The organism is Lonepinella koalarum, assembly GCF_004565475.1.
Classification (GTDB): domain Bacteria; phylum Pseudomonadota; class Gammaproteobacteria; order Enterobacterales; family Pasteurellaceae; genus Lonepinella; species Lonepinella koalarum.
Map to the genome: position 1 here is coordinate 1 of NZ_SRHX01000009.1, position 19,678 is coordinate 19,678.

Below are 19,678 nucleotides of genomic sequence, written 5' to 3' on the forward strand. Positions count from 1 at the left end.
TAGGACATACCCGTAGAGCTTGTGAAGTGAATCTCATTAGAGATCAGCAGCAAGAACCCACCGAGAGTAGCCCCCGAAAGGGGGAGCTAGTAGGAATCCCCATCCTTTAGGGCGGGGAGGATGTCAAACTAAATAACTTTGAGAATAAATCTATGAGAATACGATTCAAATACTTACCTCTAATATCATTTTGTTTAGTGGGTTGTTTCAATATTTCATCAGATATGATTGAGACAAGAAGAATTGATGCGGAGAATGAAAAATTTAAATCGACATTACCAAGCCCTAATGCGGACTATGGAATACTACCTAAAAATTATCAGAAAAAAGCTACAGAATATCTTAAATCAACATTAAAAGATCCTGATTCGGCAAAGTTTTCTAATTTTACTAAACCTCGTAAAGAACATGTTATTTACTCGAAGGGAAAGTATATTACACCTAATGATGTATTCTATGGATACTCTGCTTGCGTTCTAGTTAATGCTAAAAATTCTTATGGCGGTTATGTGGGAAATCAACTTTACTGGATATTTTTTTATAATAGAGAAGTTTTTAGAACTCAAAAAGTAGATGTTGGATTTGGAGCATCAATTTATAGGGGGCGAGCGATCAATTGTGAAGATGGTGATTAAAATTGAATAGAATACATACTAAAATTTACAAAATACCTGTTTTTAGGATAATCATCCAAAACAGGTATTTCGTTTTATTTAACGAATATCATTCGTCAACTTTCTCAAATTTTGCTACACTAAATCCACTTCTGATTCCACCTAGGATTTTCTATGCAACTTACTGATCAACTTCTTCAATCTGTACTACATATTGCTAATGAAGCAGGTAAAATCTTAGAAGATTTCTATCTAAAATCTGAATCTATTGAAATTCATACAAAATCAGATAATACCCCCGTGACAGAAGTTGATTTAGCCATTAGTCAATTTCTAACTCAAAAACTCGCCATTCTTACCCCTGATATTCCAATACTTTCTGAAGAAAATTGTAATATTCCACTTTCTGAACGGCAATTATGGGAAACTTATTGGCTTATCGACCCTTTAGATGGTACGCAGAGATTTATTGATCGCACAGGGCAATTTTCTATTCTTATTGCATTGATACATCAGCACCAGCCTATTTTAGGGGTTATTCACGCTCCGATCTTGCAAAAAACCTATTATGCAATGCAGGGATTTGGGGCATATAAAATGGAAGATAATCATCATCAACGTTTAATCTCTCGTCATATAGATGCCACTAAACCGCTTAAAATTGCCGTGGGTTCAGAAAGCCATAAGCAAAAAGTACGGTGTATCTTGCCCGAGAATTTTCCTTGTGAATTTATTGTGTATGGTTCTAGTGGCTTAAAGGGTGGCTTGGTAGCAGAGGGTACAGCGGACTGTTATGTGCGTTTAGGCAATACTAGTGAATGGGACACGGCAACTGCTGAAATTCTACTCAGTGAGTTAAATGGGAATATTTTTGATCCCCATTTTTTACCTTTAACTTATAATCAACAGGAAACCTTTATTAATCCGCATTTTGTAATGACAGCGGATCGAGAAGTAAACTGGCAAAAAATCTTTTGCTTCAATTAGTGATAGCTATTTGAAAATTCTATGTGAATAGTGCATAGTATGGCGATAGTTTATCATTTTACTAGGATATAATAATATGAATGCAGAAAATAATTGTATTGTGATTTTTGGTGCGTCAGGTGATTTGACTCATCGTAAATTAATTCCAGCCCTTTATAATCTCTATAAAATTGGACGTTTAACTGAAAATTTTTCTGTGCTAGGCGTTGCTCGCTCAGACTTAAATGATGAAAGTTTTCGTGATAAAATGCGTAATGCTTTGATTAAACATGAGAAAGCATCGGGAGAAAAGTTAGATAAATTTTGTTCACACTTATATTATCAATCTGTGAACACTTCTGATGCTCAAGATTATGGTAAATTAGTGCCACGTCTTGATGAATTACACGATCAATATCAAACTTGTGGTAATACCCTTTATTATCTTTCCACTCCACCAAGCCTTTATGGTGTGATTCCTGAATGTTTAGCTGCTCACGGCTTAAATACCGAAGAATTTGGTTGGAAACGCATTATCGTGGAGAAACCCTTTGGTTATGATTTGAAAACCGCTCACGAATTAGATATTCAAACTCATCGTTTCTTTGAAGAACATCAAATTTATCGTATTGACCATTACTTAGGCAAAGAAACCGTACAGAATCTGCTTGTTTTACGTTTTTCTAATGGATTATTTGAGCCACTCTGGAACCGTAATTTTATTGATTATGTGGAAATTACGGGAGCAGAATCTATTGGTGTAGAAGAACGTGGCGGTTATTATGATGGTTCAGGTGCGATGCGCGATATGTTCCAAAACCATTTATTGCAAGTTTTAGCTATGGTTGCCATGGAGCCTCCGGCAATTATTAATGCCGATTCTATGCGTGATGAAGTGGCTAAAGTATTACATTGTTTACATCCGTTAAGTGAAGAAGATATTCAAAACAATTTAGTATTAGGTCAATATACCGAAGCTCAAATTGATGGAGAATATGTTAAGAGTTATTTACAAGAAAAAGGTGTACCGGAAGATTCAAATACTGAGACCTTTATGGCGTTACGTTGTAAAATTGATAACTGGCGTTGGGCTGACGTGCCGTTTTATGTACGTACTGGTAAGCGTTTGCCAGCTCGAGTAACGGAAGTCGTGATTCATTTTAAGGTTACGCCACATCCAGTGTTCAGCCAAAATGCCCCAGAGAATAAATTGATTATTCGTATTCAACCAGATGAAGGGATCTCCATGCGTTTTGGGTTAAAAAAACCGGGAGCAGGCTTTGAAGCTAAAGAAGTTTCGATGGATTTTCGTTACTCTGATCTAAGTGGAGCATCAAGTTTATTAACCGCTTATGAACGTTTATTATTAGATGCTATGAAAGGCGATGCGACCTTATTTGCTCGTACGGATGCGGTACACGCTTGTTGGAAATTTGTACAGCCTATTTTAAATTATAAAGAAAATCGTGGTCGAGTGTATGAATATGAGGCAGGAACTTGGGGACCAAAAGAAGCAGATAAGCTTATTGCTAAGTCCGGTCGAGTATGGCGCAGACCGAGTGGTCAGATGAAGAAAAAGATTTAGCTTAAGCAAAAGTGCGGTGAAAAATTAAGAAATTTTTAGTTAAGCCATACATTTAGAATACTTATGTATTGATCTTTTTTGATGTAAAAGAGTTAAACAGGAGAAAAATAGATGAACACAATTATTTTTGAAAATGCTCAAAGTGCAGTAGAAAAAATTGCACAAGAATTCAAAGTTTATAGTCTTAAAGGTTACCCTGTGCATATTTCTCTATCCGGAGGGAGTACGCCTAAATTGCTATTTAAAACCTTAGCTACTGCTCCTTATAACACAGAAATTCAATGGCAAAATCTGCATTTTTGGTGGGGCGATGAACGTATGGTTGTCCCAACCGATCCTGAAAGTAATTACGGTGAAGTGCAAAAATTGCTATTTGATCATATTCAAATCCCAGCGGAAAATATCCACCGCATTCAGGGTGAAAATGATCCCCAAGCTGAACTTAGTCGTTTTGAACAAGAGATTCAAACTGAAATTCCGAACGGTGAATTTGATTGGATCATTTTAGGCATGGGGAATGATGGACACACCGCATCATTATTTCCATATCAAACCGATTTTAATGATCCTAATTTAGTGGTGATTGCCAAACACCCAGAAAGCGGACAGTTACGAATTTCTAAAACGGCGAAATTGTTGAGCCAAGCGAAACGTATTAGCTATTTAGTCACAGGCGAAGCCAAAGCGGACATTCTCAAAGAAATTGCTACGCACTCCGCCGACCAACTGCCTTATCCTGCGGCGAAAATTCAAAGTTCCAATGGAGTAACGGAGTGGATTTTGGATCGTGGAGCAGCGAAATTACTGTAAGCGTTAAGGACTAACAGAATGAAAACACTTGGTATTATCGGCGGAATGAGTCCTGAAAGTACAATAACCTACTATCAGCAAATTAATCGTCTAGTGAATCAAAAGCTAGGTGGAAATCATTCTGCTCCGCTATTAATGGTGAGTGTAGAATTTGAGCAAATTGTACAATGCCAAAAATCAGGCGATTGGCAAAAAGCAGGGGAAATTTTAGCTCAAGCAGGACAAAAATTAGAGCAGATGGGGGCAGATGCCGTTTTATTGGCAACCAACACAATGCACAAAGTGGCACCCCAAATTATGGAACAAATTAATGTCCCGTTTTTGCATATTTTAGATGCGACTGCCAATGTGATTAAGACAAAAGGCTTATATAAGATTGCGGTATTAGGTACCGCTTTTACCATGCAAGATGAATTTTATCGTAATGGATTAACCCAGCGTGGTATAGAAATGCTGGTGCCTGATGCAAAAAATCAGCAAGAAATTCACCGCATTATTTTTGCAGAATTATGCGTAGGGAAAATTCTGCCAACATCAAAACAATTTTATTTGCAGACCATTGCAGAACTTGCTCAACAGGGAGCTGAGGGGGTGATTTTGGGTTGTACTGAAATAGGCTTATTGGTTCAGCAAAATGATACGGTATTGACGTTATTTGATACTGCTCAGTTACATAGTGAAATGGCAGTTGGGTTTATTCTGGGTGATGAATTATGAGCAAATTAGACCGTGATGTGACTTTTTTAAATCGTGTTTGCCTTGTTTTGAATGTGCCTATGTTATGCAAAGAATGAATTATGCTGATGCCTATTCCGCATTAATTAAACGATACCAAGATATTTTGATGAATAATGATTCTGTGAAGAGATTGTTAGCGGAAAACGATTTATCACATCTTCATTTAGGCTTTGTACCTGAGAATTATTCTGATGAAAAAGTGATTGTTTTATTTATTGGGCGAGAAACCCGTGGGTGGAAAATAGGTGATGATATTAATGAATATAATTTTGAAACGATCAAGAAAAGTATAGCAAAAAGTAAAAATTGGTTTGAAAATCCCAAGCTAAAAAGGGGACATGGTTTTTTTAATTATGTGAAACAGTTAGAAAAAGATAATCCAATAGCTTGTTTTCTATGGGCAAATATTTTTGCTTGTGATTATAAAAAAGGATGTCCAACAAAGTTAAAAGACAGTATCTTATTTAATGAAATAGAGATTCTCTCTGTGGAATTAATTAAAGCACAAATTGAGATTTTAAAACCAAATATTGTTATTTTTGCATCAGGTAATCAAGGTGTGCAAACACGCCGAAAATATTTTGAAAATTTAAAACCTTCAGGTAAGCGGATTGATGAAAGTTTAGATAAAAAATATCTAGAACGATTTTATTTTTCAGATAACCCTAAAATTATTTGCTATAGAACAGTTCATCCGTCAGCAAGACGTGAAGAACCTTGTAAAGCATTACGAACATTACGCACATTATTAAAAAGAAATGTGAGTGAGTTGACAAATTCTAAATTAACAGGAGAAAAAAATGTCAGTTAAAGGCGACATCGGCGTTATCGGTTTAGCGGTAATGGGACAAAATTTGATTTTAAATATGAACGACAACGGCTTTAAAGTGGTGGCGTATAACCGTACCACCAGCAAAGTTGATGAGTTCTTACAAGGTGCAGCGAAAGGCACTAACATTATCGGGGCATATTCCCTTGAAGATTTAGCCGCCAAATTAGAAAAACCACGCAAAGTGATGTTAATGGTGCGTGCGGGTGATGTAGTGGATCAATTTATTGACGCCTTATTACCGCACTTAGAGCAAGGCGATATTATCATTGACGGCGGTAACTCAAATTACCCTGATACCAACCGCCGTGTGAAAGCCTTGGCGGAAAAAGGCATTCGCTTTATTGGTTCTGGTGTATCGGGCGGTGAAGAAGGGGCAAGACATGGGCCGTCCATTATGCCCGGTGGGAACGCCGAAGCATGGCAATATGTCAAACCGATTTTCCAAGCGATTTCAGCGAAGACTGACAAAGGTGAGCCTTGCTGTGACTGGGTAGGCAAAGACGGTTCAGGTCATTTCGTGAAAATGGTACATAACGGTATTGAATATGGTGATATGCAGTTGATTTGTGAAGCCTACCAATTCTTAAAAGACGGTTTAGGCTTAAATCACGAAGAAATGCAGGCGATTTTTGCAGAGTGGAAAAAAACCGAATTAGATAGCTATCTCATTGATATTACCACCGATATTCTCGGTTACAAAGATACAGACGGCTCGCCATTAGTGGAGAAAATCTTAGATACCGCAGGACAAAAAGGTACGGGTAAATGGACGGGGATTAACGCCCTTGATTTCGGTATTCCATTAACCTTAATCACCGAATCCGTGTTTGCACGTTGCGTGTCTTCTTTCAAAGATCAACGTGTTGCCACGTCTAAATTATTCAATAAAACCATCACTCCAGTCGAAGGCGATAAAAAAGTCTGGATTGAAGCGGTTCGCCGTGCCTTACTGGCATCCAAAATCATCTCTTATGCTCAAGGCTTTATGCTGATTCGTGAAGCGTCAGAGAATTTTGAGTGGAATATTAATTACGGTGCAACAGCGTTATTATGGCGTGAAGGTTGTATTATTCGCAGCCGTTTCTTAGGCAATATCCGTGATGCCTATGAAACCAATCCGGATTTAGTGTTCTTAGGTGCTGATCCGTATTTCAAAGGTATCTTAGAAAGCTGTTTGAGCGACTGGCGTAAAGTGGTGGCTAAATCTATCGAAGTAGGGATTCCAATGCCTTGTATGGCAAGTGCGATTACTTTCTTAGATGGTTATACGTCCGCTAATTTACCAGCGAACTTGCTACAAGCCCAACGTGACTATTTCGGCGCGCATACTTATGAGCGTACCGACAAACCACGTGGCGAGCATTTCCATACCAACTGGACAGGACGTGGTGGCAATACTGCATCGACCACTTATGACGTTTAATCCAAATAGGGAACTATTTGCCTATTTTATATTCTAACTAAGGCGGACATTTTGTCCGTCTTTTTGATATGTTAAATTAAGGAAACTTTATTATGAAAAAACTACTCGGCGTATCATTCTTAGCTGTTTTATTAACGGCTTGTACATCAGAATCAAACCAACGTCCGCAAGGTCCACATGGCGAACGTCCACACAATCCACAACTTGAAACAGCAATGAAATCTTGCCGTGAATCTGTGGGGCAAAATGCAGACCGTAGTAAATTTGCAGCTTGTATGAAAGAAAAAGGTTTTGAAAAACCAGCGAGTAAACCAGCTTCAAAACCAGCGAGTAAACCAGCTTCAAAACCAGCTAATTAGTTGTTATATAAACAAAAAGTGCGGTATTTTCTACCGCACTTTTCTCATTCATGTCAATTAAGCCTGAGATGAAATACGTTTCATATCTGTCATATAACCACGTAATTCTTGACCGATTAATTCAATCGGGTGATTACGAATCGCATCATTCACATCACGTAATAACACGTTATCAATTTCAACCGTTGGTGCTGGTTCACCTAAGTCACCTTTTTGTAAGGTTGGAATAATTTTTTCCGCTAAAATTGGTGTGGCTACGTGGGAGAATAGATAGTTACCATATTCTGCTGTATCAGAAATTACCACGTTCATTTCATATAAACGTTTACGAGCAATGGTGTTGGCAATTAATGGTAATTCGTGTAAAGATTCGTAGTAAGCGGATTCTTCATAGATACCACTTGCTACCATAGTGTCAAACGCAAGCTCAACGCCGGCTTTTACCATAGCTACCATTAACACACCATTGTCAAAATATTCTTGTTCAGAAATTTTAATACCATCTGCTTTTGGTGCATTTTCAAAAGCGGTTTTGCCAGTTTCTTCACGCCATGTTAATAGATTTACATCATCGTTTGCCCAGTCTGCCATCATAGTTGATGAAAATTCGCCACTGATAATATCGTCCATGTGTTTTTCAAATAAGAACGTTAATTCTTCTTTGATTTGTTCAGATAATTCAAAGGCACGCAATTTGGCACTGTTAGATAAGCGATCTAACATGAGCGTAATGCCACCTTGTTTTAATGCTTCAGTAATCGTTTCCCAGCCGTATTGAATTAATTTACCGGCGTAAGCGGGGTCTTTGCCGTCAGCCACTAATTTGTCGTAGCAGACGATAGATCCTGCTTGTAACATACCGCAAAGAATGGTTTGTTCGCCCATTAAGTCAGATTTTACTTCTGCTACGAATGAAGATTCTAATACACCTGCACGGTCGCCCCCTGTAGCACTTGCCCATGCTTTAGCGATTGCCATGCCTTCACCTTTCGGATCATTTTCAGGGTGAACAGCGATTAAGGTTGGCACACCAAAACCACGTTTATATTCTTCACGAACTTCCGTTCCTGGGCATTTTGGTGCAACCATGACGACGGTGATGTCTTTACGAATTTGTTCACCTACTTCAACGATATTGAAACCATGCGAATAACCAAATGCAGCACCATTTTTGATTAACGGCATGACATCCGCTACCACTTTTGAGTGTTGTTTGTCTGGGGTTAAGTTGATGACTAAATCCGCAGTTGGAATGAGTTCTTGGTAAGTGCCAACTTTAAAACCATTTTCGCTAGCACGTTGGAATGAGGCACGTTTTTCTGCAATCGCTTCTGGACGTAACGCATAGCTCACATCTAAGCCAGAATCACGCATATTTAAACCTTGGTTTAAGCCTTGCGCACCACAGCCGATAATCACCACTTTTTTGCCTTTTAAGAAGTTACAACCATCGGCAAATTCATCACGATCCATAAAGCGACAACGACCGAGTTGATCGAGTTTTTGACGTAAATTTAATGTATTGAAATAGTTAGACATTTTTGTTTTCCTTGTGAATAAATTAAGGTTTTGTTTGGATATGGTTATTATAGGCTTTTTTTATGTTGCGTAAATTGATATTATTGGTATTTGGTATTGCGTTTTTTGCAATTATTAAGATCGGGTTTCGCCCGATGGGCGACCGTACTTTCTTTTGCTTGTGCAAAAGAAAGTACGCAAAGAAAAGCACACCCAGACTTCACCGCTTTTCTTTGCTCGTTTGGCATTTTCTTTACGCTAAATTTTGAACTCGCTTCGTTCAGACATGCAAAATTTAGCTAAAAATGCCAAGCCACAAAGGCGGTTCAGACGGGGCTCAGATTTTGACCGAGCGTAAGTAAAAGTGCGGTGAAAAATTTGAGAATTCCTAGCACTGGCGTACTAGGTTAAATATGGTAACGCTACTCCGTAGCTTGCACAGCATTTTATTACTTCACCAATGGGGTCCCCATGTTTGCCGCCTGAAAATACTTTAATTTGTAGGAAAATGGCGTCTGTCTGAGCGAAGCGAGTTCAGCCATTTTCCGTTAAGCAAATTAAAGTATTTTCAGGAAATAAGGCAAAGTTGGGGCGTGCTTTCTTTTTGCTTACTTTTGCTTTGCACGAGCAAAGAAAAAGTAAGTCGCCATCGGCGAAACCCGATTGTAATAAAATAATAATTTAAGAGAAAAAATATGAACTTCACTGACCTAAAAATCTTCCTCCACCTCACCCAAACACAAAACTTCAGCAAAACTGCCACCCAAAATCACATGTCCCCCTCGACGCTTTCACGCCAAATTCAACGCATGGAAGAAGAAATCGGACAACCCTTATTTTTACGCGATAATCGTCAAGTTGTTCTCACCGAAACGGGTACCAAATTTCTCGTATTTGCTCAACAGCATTGGAATAATTGGCAACAGTTCCGTCAGCAACTACAATCAGATTCACAAGAGTTATATGGCGAGTTGAAATTGTTCTGTTCTGTTACGGCGGCTTATTCTCATTTACCACCAGTGCTGGAAAAATTCCGTTCTCGTTATCCTAAAGTGGAAATTCAATTAACCACAGGCGATCCTGCACTTGCAGTGAAAATGGTGGTGGAACAACAGGCTGATTTAGCATTGGCAGGTCGTCCGTTGAATTTGCCTCATTCTATAGAATTCCAACATATTGACGATATTTCGCTTTCTTTAATTGCCCCAAGAGTGGCTTGTTCAGCGACCCAATTATTACAACAAGATCCCGTTGATTGGCAACAGATTCCTTTTATTCTTCCCGTTGAAGGACCTGCTCGCCAACGTATCGAGCAGTGGTTACAGCAAAAGAAAATTAAACATCCCAAAATTTATGCGACAGTAAGTGGTCATGAAGGGATCATGTCCATGGTGGCATTAGGTTGTGGATTGGCATTACTACCTGATGTGGTGATTAAAAATAGCCCTATGAATACGCAGGTATCATCATTAAATTTAGATATTCCGATAGAACCCTTTGAATTAGGCATTTGTGTACAAAAAAGATCGTTGGCATCACCTTTAGTGAAAGCCTTTTGGTCTATTTTGTAGAAAAAAGTGCGGTAAAAAATATCATATTTTCTTACCGTACTTTTTCATTTGTCAGCCTATTGTTTTGCTTTTTTATCGGTCGCTTTTTTTGTTTTAGACAATGTCAATTTTACTTTATTGGTTTTTGCCCATTCTGTTAAGCGAGCTAAGAATTCTTTACCCATTGGGCTAGGATCACCCGTAAATAATTTTTGTAATCCGTTATTTTCAATAATATGACGGCGTAATTCTAAACGTTCTTGATGATTTTCAGCCAGACGGATAGCACGTTCAACATATTCATCAACCGTATTGGCAATTAACCATTCAGGTAAGCCTAAACGTTTAAATAAACCCTCATCAATATGTTCATGCACTTCAGGACCGGTTTTACAAATACCGACTAGCCCTAAGGTGACCATATCGATAATGCCGTTCGTATTGCCAAATGGGAATGGGTTCACCATCATATCGCAATTATGCAAAATGCTGAGATATTGATGATATGGTGTGTGTTCGTGAGCAGTGGCAGAATTTCCCAAGTAGCTTTTAATAAAACGGACTACATAGGGATGGGTAATACCTGTTGACTGTCCTAGTGCAAAGTGAAAATGCACCTTGACTTTAGCACGATCACGAATGGCTTTTAATGCTTCAAGGAAATACGGATTTAATTTCATTGTCGTTGAAGCAATACCGATATTTACTACTTCTGGATTTTCGCGTAATTTATATTCTACTTTTTGCGGCGCTAAGGCAGACGGCACATACGGCAAGGCATCTTTGGGTAAGCGTAACAATTTCTCGCTAAAGCATTGTTCTGAACCCACATAATCATCTTCTACTACGACATATTCAATAAAAGGCGAGTGAGTGGTCGCCGGATGTCCAAGCGCGATAGCTTGAATTGGGGCAAGACGAGTATTGCTGGCAAAAATAGGTAATAAATCCATACCAATACTTGGCATATATAACACCGCAGCACCATTATCTTGACAGATCTTTTTGAGAAAATTGAGTTTTTCGAAAATATTGTTGTCTTGTGCGATATGGAATTCATCAAAGACATCTCGTCCTAGCTGATCCACTGCATCATTTCCAACCCCAATAAGGTAAAATAATTCACGAGCGGCACGCATTGACGTAGAATGTGTACGGTAAATAGAGTGAGCGGAATGGAAATGTTCAAGTAACACGACCATTACGGGTTTTCCATCTCGATAACCAATATTACTAACATCACGATCTTGCCAACCACTTTCTAATAAATGCTTACGTATTACTGTATTTAAGGCATTTTTGACCCAATGCTTGTTAGCTGCAATGTCATAACTACAGTGCATATAAACATCATGGGAGATGCTACTCGGTAAATTATTCAAATTTGACAACTGTGCTAAATGTTCAGGGAACCATTGTAATATAGTGCTACGTTTGCTAAATGCCGCGGGTGTTCCAATAAAACGTGGCGATTGTAACGCAAAACAAAGTGATGCACATAAATCACGATCCAGTTGCCATAGAGCATCTAAGTTAATCGTTAAATTTGATTCTGGTAGATACATGATACAAAATTTAATCCAGGTTTCTTTTTTAGCCTCTAGCTCTATATTAGAAGAAGATTTATCTGGATTTAAGTTATAACTTTGCAAAATATGATCTGCATTGATATAAGGAGATGAGGCAAAAATGAGATTAATCCAGCGTTGATAACAAAAGAATTTTAAGGCACCTGAATCAGAAATCATTAAGGCTTTATCTATAAATAATTGTGTTATGGCATTCGCCATCCGTGTACAAAAATAGACAATACGATCTTGTGTTAATTCATTCTCTGATAATTGTTTTGGCAGATCAAACTCGATATCTTGAATACTTCCAAAATTACTATCTAATTTATTTAAAATAGAAAGTAATATATTACAAGCTAATTCATATTTTTTCTCTGCAACAGCTTGTTCAAATTGTTCAACATTCGGTTTAATTTCTGCTGTATTTTCTGGCATATACTTCCCCTAACAAGTTCCCCATAAATCATATTCATCTGCGTGACTAATCGTTACTGAAATAATATCACCAATTTGCACCGCACTTTGGCTGACATTATCCACATAAACCACCCCGTCAATTTCAGGTGCATCAGCCATGGAACGGCCGATAATCCCGTCTTCATCTATTTCATCCACAATGACCGCTAATGTTTTCCCTATTTTTTGCTGTAATCGTTGGGCTGAAATTTGTTGCTGTAATTCCATAAAATGTTGGAATCGTTGTTCTTTTATTTCTTCTGGTACTTGATTTGGCATATCTGTTGCGGTTGCCCCATCTACAGGGCTAAATTTAAAGCAACCGACTCGATCAAGTTGAGCTTCGGTTAGAAAATCCAACAAGAGCTGGAAATCTTCTTCGGTTTCCCCTGGGAAACCTACAATAAAAGTAGAACGTAATGTCAATTCAGGGCAGATTTCACGCCATTTCTTGATACGTTGTAAAATACGCTCCACCGAACCAGGGCGTTTCATTAATTTAAGAATTTTTGGACTGGCATGTTGTAATGGAATATCCAAATACGGCAGAATTTTGCCCGCTGCCATTAAAGGAATTAATTCATCTACGTGCGGATAAGGATACACATAATGTAAACGCACCCACACTTTCAAACTGGCTAACATCTGGCAAAGCGTGATCAGATTATTTTTAATTGGCATGCCGTTCCAGAATACGGTTTTATTTTGCTTTTCTTTGCTTTGATCGAGAGAATAAGCCGAAGTATCCTGTGACACCACCAACAATTCTTTTACCCCTGAATCCACTAAACGTTTGGCTTCATCTAAGATTTGGGTAATTGGGCGGCTATCCAAATCCCCACGCATAGACGGAATAATACAGAAAGTACATTTATGATCGCAACCTTCAGAAATTTTCAAATACGCATAATGTTTCGGGGTGAGTTTCACGCCTTGACTTGGCACAAGGCTGACATAAGGATTATATTCAGGTTTTGGTACATATTTATGCACATTTTCCATCACCGCTTCATAGCTATGTGGTCCAGTAATTTCTAGCACTTTGGGGTGAACTTCACGAATTTTATCTTCTTTCGCCCCTAAGCAACCCGTTACTAACACGCGACCATTAGCTTCTAACGCTTCACCGATAGCTTCCAATGACTCTTGCACGGCACTATCAATAAATCCGCAGGTATTAACAATCACTAAATCAGCATTTTCATAAGTAGGGATAATATTGTAACCGTCAGTACGTAACTCGGTAAGAATTCGCTCGGAATCGACTAAATTTTTCGGACAACCAAGGCTAACAAAGCCAATATTGGGTGTTTTTGATAACATAGATAATCTTAAAATAAGGTAAAAAAATTTGGACGTATTGTACAAAAATTTTAATTGAAAGGCGACAATATAAGCGTAAATATTTCGTAAAGTTCATGAAATATTTGAAAAAAATACCGCACTTTGATAGCAAAGTACGGCATTCTTCTCAAATTAATGATGGTGATGACCACATCCACAACCGTCATGGCTGTGTTCTTCTTCATGACCATGATGGTGGTGATGGTGATGACTGCCACAACCGCAGCCGTGACCTTCTTCATCGGAATCATGATGATGACCACCACAACAACCGCCTTCTGAATGAATATGACCGTGCGCAATTTCCTCTAATGTCGCTTCACGCGTTGCCACCACTTCCATCGTGAAATGCAATTCTTGACCCGCTAACATGTGATTGCCGTCAACCACTACATCAGTTTCGCCCACTTCGGTAATCACGACAGGTAAAGGTCCCATATCGGTATCGGCAATAAAACGCATACCGACAGCTAATTCATCTACGCCTTGGAATACATCTTTTGGTACACGTTGCACCATATTTTCATTGTATTCGCCATAACCTTCTTCAGGTTTGACACGTACTTCAAATTTATCACCAACGTCTTTGCCCTCTAACGCATTTTCTAAACCGATTACTAAATTATTATGACCTTGTAAATAGTCTAATGGTTGATTTGCAGGTGCTTCATCCACTAATACACCGTCTTCAGTGCGTACTTGATAAGCAATGCTTACCACCACATTTTTTGCTACTTTCATTTTTCTCTCCAATCTAAAAAAGGGCTTTATTCTATAGTAAATAATAACAAATAGCTAATTATTCAATTAACTGAATTGCACCTGTCGCTTGCACGCTGATTTTTGTACGTCCAGTTTCTAATGGCACCGCTTGATCTGCGGTCATTTTTACCGCATATAGCATTTTATCTTGATTGTAACCCGAGTTATTTTGAGCCTGTAAGTTTAACGACACAATACGATAATGCTTGAATGACAAAGATGTTTGAATTAGCTCTGCTTTCTGTTGAAATTTGTGGAGAACTTGTTGAGATAATGCATCTTCCAATTTTTCTCTAGCTTCTGGTGATAACGTTGTATTAATGTTTTCAATCGACAACACATCCGATAGTTCATCCACTAATTGTGATAAAACCTCTTGATTCTGACTTTCTAAAACAAAATCCACTCGTTCTATCCAACCATTTTTCTGCCCTTTATCGTTGTAACGTAAACTTGTGCTTCGATTGTGGTGCTTAATGACTACGGCGGATTGAGTTTTAATTTTGTTGATAGATTGATTTAATTTATCGGAAATTACTTGATGCAAAGTTTGTAAATTTGCATTTTCTTCTTGCAAAAAAAGCTTAACTTGCAACACATCTGAGGGTACTTCTTGCTCCGCCAGCACACTGAAATTCACCATATTACCATCGGATACCGCAGATTCATTTGCTATAGCCATAAAAGGCAAAGCGAATAAGGCAAGCCATAAGATTTTATTCTTTATCATCTTCGTCAAATTCCTCATCAAAGAACTCACCGTCATCACCATATTCATCATCTGACCCATTCGGATCTTCAAAATAGGTTCCCCACCCGTCATAAATCCCACCGTGTTTTGCAACCAACGGCATTATTTCTTTTTGTTGCGCATCAATGATTTCTGGTTTTAATTCCACTTCGGCAATAATATCAAAACAGAACAATAATTTACCGTTATCATCTTCCCATTCTTCCGCTTCCGACACTTCATAGCCCGCTTTGAATGCATCGACTGCAATTTTCTCTAATTTGTCAAAATCGTAGTGAGCAATGTGGTGTTCAATAATATAAAGAGCGTTGGGATCGCTGCCGTCATTGAATAAATTCGCAATAATTTCACGGGTTTTTGCTTGTGATTCTGCTTGGGGAGGGATGTTTGGTATGGTCATAATATTTTCCTTATTGGGGATAAATGTTGAATTATTTTAGCATAGCCATAACAACAAAGCCACGGCGTGGCGTGACTATGCTTAACCCCGTACGTGAGTGCGGGGGATCACCCATAACTTTCCAATTTTTCTTGCACACCCAACCAATCCATTTCAATCGTTTCTAATTGCTTTTTCACATTCACCTGCTCCGCCAAAACCGTGGTTAATTTTTCTTTATTTTCTGGTGAATACAGATCGTTGTCGGAAAGTTGGTTTTCAATGTCAGCCAACTGTACAGACAATTTTTCCATTTGGCTTTCCAGTTGGCTAATTTTTTTGCGTAATGGAGCGGTTTGTTGACGTAGTTCGGCTTCTCGGCGTTTTTGGTCTTTTCTGTTTTGTTGGGAATTTTCAGAAATTTCGCTGGTTTGCACCGCACTTTTATTTAATTCTTTGCGTTCTTGTGCATTGATCTCATTCAGCCATTTGGTGTAATCGTCCAAATCACCGCTAAATTCTTCCACTTGCTTATCATGCACCAAATAAAATTCTTCCACCGTGTTACGTAATAAATGGCGGTCATGCGACACCACAACCAGTGAGCCTTGATAATCCACCAAGGCTTCCGTTAAGGCTTGTCGCATATCTAAATCTAAATGGTTGGTCGGTTCATCTAATAACAGCAAATTTGGGCGTTGCCACACAATTAACGCTAACACAAGACGGGCTTTTTCGCCCCCTGAAAAGGTGTTGACGGGGTCGCTGACTTTGTCGCCGTGAAAGGCGAAACTGCCTAAATAATTGCGACAGTCTTGCTCGGTGAGTTTGTCGTCTAATTTTTGTAAATGCCACAGAGCGGATTCTTCCGCTCGCAAGGTGTCTAATTGATGTTGAGCGAAATAGCCTAATTGTACGCCTTTTGCCAGTTGCACGTTGCCTGAAAGCGCGGTGAGTTCACCTGCCAATAATTTAATCAGGGTAGATTTCCCTGCGCCATTTTTGCCAAGTAAACCAATTCTTGAACCAGGGACAAGGTTGAGTTTAATTTTTTGCAGAATTTCAACTTCGTCATAACCTGCTGATGCTTTTTCAATCATCACTAACGGATTTGGTAATGACAGTGGTTCACGAAATTGAAAGGTAAAGGGATTATCAATATGAGCAGGGGCGATTTTTTCCATGCGTTCAAGGGCTTTCATCCGACTTTGCGCTTGTTTGGCTTTAGTCGCTTTGGCTTTGAAACGGTCGATATAACTTTGTAAATGGGCGATTTTATCCTGTTGTTGACGGAAAAGTGCGGTTTGTTGTGAGAGTTTTTCCGCTCGTTGCTGTTCAAAGCTGGAATAATCGCCGGTATATTCGTTTAGTTTTCGCTGTTCAATATGCAGAATTTTATTTACGATGGGATCGAGAAAATCACGATCGTGGGAAATCAGCAATAACGTGCCTTGATATTGCGTAAGCCAGCGTTCTAGCCAAATTACCGCATCTAAATCTAGGTGGTTGGTGGGTTCGTCTAACAACAGTAAATCGGACGGACATAACAAGGCTTGTGCCAAATTTAACCGCATTCGCCAACCGCCGGAAAAGGATCTTACTGGACGTTGTAATTCATCTTGTGCAAAACCTAAACCATGCAATAAGGCGGATGCTCGCGCTTGAATGGTCCACGCATCAATATTATCTAACTGGGCGTGAATATGCGCAATGGCATGACCGTCATTGCGTTGGTTAGCTTGTGTTAACTCGGTTTGTAATTGGCAATAAATGCGATCGCCTTCAATCACATAATCTAAGGCAGACATGTCTAACGCTGGCGTTTCTTGATTGACCCAAGACACCGCCCAATTGGTTGGATAATTGACATCTCCACTTTCTGGTGACATTTCTTTTTTAAGTAAAGCGAACAATGACGATTTACCACAGCCGTTCTTTCCCACTAAGCCAACTTTTTGTTTGGGGTTAATGGTCGCGGAGGCGTTTTCAAGCAGTAAATTTTGTCCACGTTTTAACGATAAATTTGAGAATATGATCATTTTTTATGGTATATTTTTTTAAAGTTTCCTTATTTTCCTGTTTTTTAAAGGTTTTGCAATGTTTGATTCGTTAATTGTACAATTTGTAGTACTTTGGGCGGTGATTGATCCCATCGGTTCTATTCCGGTTTATTTAACTAAAACTAGCCGTTTATCTTTAGCAGATCGTCGTAAGGTGGCGTTAAAAGCGGTACTGATTGCAACGGGTATTTTGTTGTTTTTCTTAATTGCTGCTCAAGGCTTATTTGAAGCGATGCAAATTCCCCTTTCAGCTTTCCAAATCGCAGGCGGTTTGGTGCTATTTTTATTCGCCTTAACTATGATTTTTGGTGAGGGCAAACCCGAACACGAAATGAAAATGAGCACTAACTTGAGCGAATTGGCGGTTTATCCCTTAGCTGTGCCGTCCATTGCTTCACCGGGAGCAATGATGGCGATTGTGTTGTTGACCGATAATCACCGTTTTAGTTTTACCGCACAAGTTCTCACCACTTTTATTATGCTTGCTGTGTTATTGATTACTTACCTATTGCTGTTGGTGGCGAACCGTGTGCAAGATGTGATTGGTAATACTGGGGCATCGGTGATTAGTCGAGTCATGGGATTAATTTTAGCTGCGGTAGCCGTTAATAATGTGTTAGTCGGTATTCAAGAATTCTTTATCACAGGTGGTATAAATATCAGTTAATGAATTTATCAACAGGAGAAATTATGTTTAATACAACATTTATTGGTTTAGGAGTGGCGGGTAATTTTGCTGGTCATTTAGAACAGGCTGGCGAGGCGGCTGATTTTGCTCAAGTTAAAACAGAAGAAGCTGTGCAACCGAAAGCGATTTTCCCCTTTTATGTGCCTAGCCAACAGTTAAATGAAAATGAACGCTTTTTGTCCGTTTATCCTCTTTCCCATGATCGTTTACAATTTCCACAAAACGCTGATAATTTACAGATTGAACCTGAGATTGCGTTGATTTGTGAGATTCAATACGATAAAACATCGCAAAAAGTGACCGCACTTTTACCCACTTATTTTGCCGCCTATAACGATTGTTCTATTCGTCGCCCAAATGCACGTAAAATTTGTGAAAAGAAAAATTGGGGCGCGGATTCCAAAGGCTTGTCAGCTAACTGGCTTGCCTTAGACAGTTTTGATTCAGGGAGCAATATTGATGATTATCGGATAGCCTGTTTTCATAAACGTGATGACAAGTTAACCGAATACGGTATTGATAGTCCGGCAGTAGGTTATAGTTATTTTCATCAAAAATTATTGCGTTGGATAGTAGATAAAATGAATCATCAGCCCGATCAAGACCCAATGAATAATATTGCCAACTTGTTGAAACTGGCAAATTATCCGACTAAAGCCGTGATGAGTATTGGTGCTACTCGTTACACCGAATTTGGCGAAAAAAATTTCTTGCAAGTAGGTGATACTAGTTTGGTGGTAGTATATAACGGTAAAAAATATTCTCATTCACAAATTGTACAAATGGCAGAGCAAGCGTGCTTTGCGGATGATATTTCGGCGTTGGTGCAAAAAGTGGTTTAAATTTTCATATTCAATAAGGTGATGTGTATTATCATTTTTTGTGAGATAAAGATAAAATAAGTTGCTTGTTTTGTGATCTCTATCAAAGATTTTATTTTGATTAAGCCGTAAGATAATAATGTTCTACCTAATATAAGGATTATTAATATGACCCCAGCAGAACTCTTTGGTGAAGGTATCAACTTGATGTTTTCAGGTATGGGTTTTGTGTTAGTCTTTTTGCTCATTTTAATTGGGGCGATTGGACTAATGTCAAAACTGATTAATCAATATTTTCCTGAACCTGTCGTTGTTCCTAAAAAGGTTTCAAAAAATGTTCCAAATTCAACCGCACTTCAGCCTGTCAGTAACGATTTAGATCGTTTACGTCCAGTGATCGTGGCAGCCATTGCACATCATCGTGCGAGACATTCAAATTAATGAAAGAAGG

At 38.7% G+C, this 19,678-nt stretch carries 20 protein-coding genes; 12 read left to right on the top strand and 8 right to left on the bottom strand.

Translation table 11 applies throughout. The features are described from left to right. Positions 1 to 224 precede the first annotated feature (224 nt). The 8 genes from E0709_RS10165 to E0709_RS10200 all read left to right on the top strand — a co-directional run bounded on the left by E0709_RS10165 (position 225) and on the right by E0709_RS10200 (position 7,327). Positions 225 to 635 (top strand): hypothetical protein, encoded by a 411-nt coding sequence (locus E0709_RS10165; protein WP_132302756.1) that lies wholly within the window; start codon positions 225 to 227, stop codon positions 633 to 635. Between the two features lie 153 nt (positions 636 to 788). After that, entirely contained in the window at positions 789 to 1,601 is an 813-nt protein-coding gene (gene cysQ, locus E0709_RS10170) for a 3'(2'),5'-bisphosphate nucleotidase CysQ (RefSeq protein ID WP_132302755.1), read from the top strand. A 76-nt stretch (positions 1,602 to 1,677) separates the two neighbouring features. Then, complete coding sequence (zwf, locus tag E0709_RS10175; RefSeq protein ID WP_132302754.1) at positions 1,678 to 3,165, top strand: glucose-6-phosphate dehydrogenase; 1,488 nt, start codon at positions 1,678 to 1,680, stop codon at positions 3,163 to 3,165. A 111-nt stretch (positions 3,166 to 3,276) separates the two neighbouring features. After that, positions 3,277 to 3,975, top strand: coding sequence for a 6-phosphogluconolactonase (gene pgl / locus E0709_RS10180; RefSeq protein ID WP_132302753.1), 699 nt, complete (start codon positions 3,277 to 3,279; stop codon positions 3,973 to 3,975). A gap of 18 nt (positions 3,976 to 3,993) precedes the next feature. Beyond that, complete coding sequence (locus tag E0709_RS10185) at positions 3,994 to 4,692, top strand: aspartate/glutamate racemase family protein (protein WP_132302752.1); 699 nt, start codon at positions 3,994 to 3,996, stop codon at positions 4,690 to 4,692. 73 nt (positions 4,693 to 4,765) lie between these two features. Further along, positions 4,766 to 5,524 (top strand): hypothetical protein, encoded by a 759-nt coding sequence (locus E0709_RS10190; RefSeq protein WP_132302751.1) that lies wholly within the window; start codon positions 4,766 to 4,768, stop codon positions 5,522 to 5,524. After that, positions 5,514 to 6,968, top strand: a complete 1,455-nt coding sequence (gene gnd / locus E0709_RS10195) for a decarboxylating NADP(+)-dependent phosphogluconate dehydrogenase (RefSeq protein WP_132302750.1) — start codon at positions 5,514 to 5,516, stop codon at positions 6,966 to 6,968. The genes E0709_RS10190 and gnd overlap by 11 nt, the downstream gene beginning before the upstream one ends. A gap of 92 nt (positions 6,969 to 7,060) precedes the next feature. After that, complete coding sequence (locus E0709_RS10200; protein ID WP_132302749.1) at positions 7,061 to 7,327, top strand: hypothetical protein; 267 nt, start codon at positions 7,061 to 7,063, stop codon at positions 7,325 to 7,327. 57 nt (positions 7,328 to 7,384) lie between these two features. Here the strand turns inward: E0709_RS10200 and ilvC are convergent, their stop codons facing one another. Then, the gene (ilvC, locus tag E0709_RS10205) at positions 7,385 to 8,866 is read right to left on the bottom strand and encodes a ketol-acid reductoisomerase (RefSeq protein ID WP_132302748.1); all 1,482 of its coding nucleotides are present in this window, start codon (positions 8,864 to 8,866) and stop codon (positions 7,385 to 7,387) included. 80 nt (positions 8,867 to 8,946) lie between these two features. Further along, a complete protein-coding gene (locus E0709_RS12330) occupies positions 8,947 to 9,093 on the bottom strand; it encodes a hypothetical protein (protein ID WP_165867242.1) in 147 nt (48 codons plus the stop codon). 447 nt (positions 9,094 to 9,540) lie between these two features. On the opposite strand from E0709_RS12330, the gene ilvY reads away from it, so the two are divergent. Beyond that, complete coding sequence (gene ilvY, locus E0709_RS10215) at positions 9,541 to 10,416, top strand: HTH-type transcriptional activator IlvY (protein ID WP_132302747.1); 876 nt, start codon at positions 9,541 to 9,543, stop codon at positions 10,414 to 10,416. A 56-nt stretch (positions 10,417 to 10,472) separates the two neighbouring features. On the opposite strand, the gene E0709_RS10220 is transcribed toward ilvY, so the two are convergent. The 6 genes from E0709_RS10220 to E0709_RS10245 all read right to left on the bottom strand — a co-directional run bounded on the left by E0709_RS10220 (position 10,473) and on the right by E0709_RS10245 (position 17,697). Continuing rightward, positions 10,473 to 12,401, bottom strand: coding sequence for a UDP-glucose:protein N-beta-glucosyltransferase (locus E0709_RS10220; protein ID WP_132302746.1), 1,929 nt, complete (start codon positions 12,399 to 12,401; stop codon positions 10,473 to 10,475). A 9-nt stretch (positions 12,402 to 12,410) separates the two neighbouring features. Then, positions 12,411 to 13,745 carry a 30S ribosomal protein S12 methylthiotransferase RimO gene (gene rimO / locus E0709_RS10225; RefSeq protein ID WP_132302745.1) on the bottom strand — a complete coding sequence of 445 codons (1,335 nt, stop codon included), beginning with the start codon at positions 13,743 to 13,745 and terminating at the stop codon, positions 12,411 to 12,413. 153 nt (positions 13,746 to 13,898) lie between these two features. After that, the gene (gene slyD, locus E0709_RS10230; protein ID WP_132302744.1) at positions 13,899 to 14,507 is read right to left on the bottom strand and encodes a peptidylprolyl isomerase; all 609 of its coding nucleotides are present in this window, start codon (positions 14,505 to 14,507) and stop codon (positions 13,899 to 13,901) included. Positions 14,508 to 14,565: 58 nt separating this feature from the next. Next, positions 14,566 to 15,258: an SIMPL domain-containing protein gene (locus tag E0709_RS10235; RefSeq protein ID WP_165867241.1), complete on the bottom strand. Its 693-nt coding sequence runs from the start codon at positions 15,256 to 15,258 to the stop codon at positions 14,566 to 14,568. Further along, complete coding sequence (gene rraB, locus E0709_RS10240) at positions 15,245 to 15,679, bottom strand: ribonuclease E inhibitor RraB (protein WP_391540618.1); 435 nt, start codon at positions 15,677 to 15,679, stop codon at positions 15,245 to 15,247. The genes E0709_RS10235 and rraB overlap by 14 nt, the downstream gene beginning before the upstream one ends. 107 nt (positions 15,680 to 15,786) lie before the next feature. Beyond that, positions 15,787 to 17,697, bottom strand: a complete 1,911-nt coding sequence (locus E0709_RS10245; RefSeq protein ID WP_132302742.1) for an ABC transporter ATP-binding protein — start codon at positions 17,695 to 17,697, stop codon at positions 15,787 to 15,789. A gap of 58 nt (positions 17,698 to 17,755) precedes the next feature. On the opposite strand from E0709_RS10245, the gene E0709_RS10250 reads away from it, so the two are divergent. The 3 genes from E0709_RS10250 (at position 17,756) to E0709_RS10260 (ending at position 19,668) form a co-directional block, all read left to right on the top strand. After that, positions 17,756 to 18,385, top strand: a complete 630-nt coding sequence (locus tag E0709_RS10250) for a MarC family protein (RefSeq protein ID WP_132302741.1) — start codon at positions 17,756 to 17,758, stop codon at positions 18,383 to 18,385. A 23-nt stretch (positions 18,386 to 18,408) separates the two neighbouring features. After that, positions 18,409 to 19,248, top strand: a complete 840-nt coding sequence (locus tag E0709_RS10255) for a DUF5718 family protein (RefSeq protein ID WP_132302740.1) — start codon at positions 18,409 to 18,411, stop codon at positions 19,246 to 19,248. 147 nt (positions 19,249 to 19,395) lie between these two features. After that, on the top strand, positions 19,396 to 19,668 hold the full coding sequence (locus tag E0709_RS10260) for an oxaloacetate decarboxylase subunit gamma (RefSeq protein ID WP_132302739.1): 273 nt from the start codon (positions 19,396 to 19,398) through the stop codon (positions 19,666 to 19,668). Positions 19,669 to 19,678 lie beyond the last annotated feature (10 nt).

Excerpts from the sequence above, each read along its gene's own strand:
- E0709_RS10165 (WP_132302756.1), top strand. The coding sequence starts at position 225 with ATGATTGAGACAAGAAGAATTGATGCGGAGAATGAAAAATTTAAATCG.
- cysQ (WP_132302755.1), top strand. The coding sequence starts at position 789 with ATGCAACTTACTGATCAACTTCTTCAATCTGTACTACATATTGCTAAT.
- zwf (WP_132302754.1), top strand. The coding sequence starts at position 1,678 with ATGAATGCAGAAAATAATTGTATTGTGATTTTTGGTGCGTCAGGTGAT.
- pgl (WP_132302753.1), top strand. The coding sequence starts at position 3,277 with ATGAACACAATTATTTTTGAAAATGCTCAAAGTGCAGTAGAAAAAATT.
- E0709_RS10185 (WP_132302752.1), top strand. The coding sequence starts at position 3,994 with ATGAAAACACTTGGTATTATCGGCGGAATGAGTCCTGAAAGTACAATA.
- E0709_RS10190 (WP_132302751.1), top strand. The coding sequence starts at position 4,766 with ATGAATTATGCTGATGCCTATTCCGCATTAATTAAACGATACCAAGAT.
- gnd (WP_132302750.1), top strand. The coding sequence starts at position 5,514 with ATGTCAGTTAAAGGCGACATCGGCGTTATCGGTTTAGCGGTAATGGGA.
- E0709_RS10200 (WP_132302749.1), top strand. The coding sequence starts at position 7,061 with ATGAAAAAACTACTCGGCGTATCATTCTTAGCTGTTTTATTAACGGCT.
- ilvC (WP_132302748.1), bottom strand. The coding sequence starts at position 8,866 with ATGTCTAACTATTTCAATACATTAAATTTACGTCAAAAACTCGATCAA.
- E0709_RS12330 (WP_165867242.1), bottom strand. The coding sequence starts at position 9,093 with ATGCCAAACGAGCAAAGAAAAGCGGTGAAGTCTGGGTGTGCTTTTCTT.
- ilvY (WP_132302747.1), top strand. The coding sequence starts at position 9,541 with ATGAACTTCACTGACCTAAAAATCTTCCTCCACCTCACCCAAACACAA.
- E0709_RS10220 (WP_132302746.1), bottom strand. The coding sequence starts at position 12,401 with ATGCCAGAAAATACAGCAGAAATTAAACCGAATGTTGAACAATTTGAA.
- rimO (WP_132302745.1), bottom strand. The coding sequence starts at position 13,745 with ATGTTATCAAAAACACCCAATATTGGCTTTGTTAGCCTTGGTTGTCCG.
- slyD (WP_132302744.1), bottom strand. The coding sequence starts at position 14,507 with ATGAAAGTAGCAAAAAATGTGGTGGTAAGCATTGCTTATCAAGTACGC.
- E0709_RS10235 (WP_165867241.1), bottom strand. The coding sequence starts at position 15,258 with ATGATAAAGAATAAAATCTTATGGCTTGCCTTATTCGCTTTGCCTTTT.
- rraB (WP_391540618.1), bottom strand. The coding sequence starts at position 15,679 with ATGACCATACCAAACATCCCTCCCCAAGCAGAATCACAAGCAAAAACC.
- E0709_RS10245 (WP_132302742.1), bottom strand. The coding sequence starts at position 17,697 with ATGATCATATTCTCAAATTTATCGTTAAAACGTGGACAAAATTTACTG.
- E0709_RS10250 (WP_132302741.1), top strand. The coding sequence starts at position 17,756 with ATGTTTGATTCGTTAATTGTACAATTTGTAGTACTTTGGGCGGTGATT.
- E0709_RS10255 (WP_132302740.1), top strand. The coding sequence starts at position 18,409 with ATGTTTAATACAACATTTATTGGTTTAGGAGTGGCGGGTAATTTTGCT.
- E0709_RS10260 (WP_132302739.1), top strand. The coding sequence starts at position 19,396 with ATGACCCCAGCAGAACTCTTTGGTGAAGGTATCAACTTGATGTTTTCA.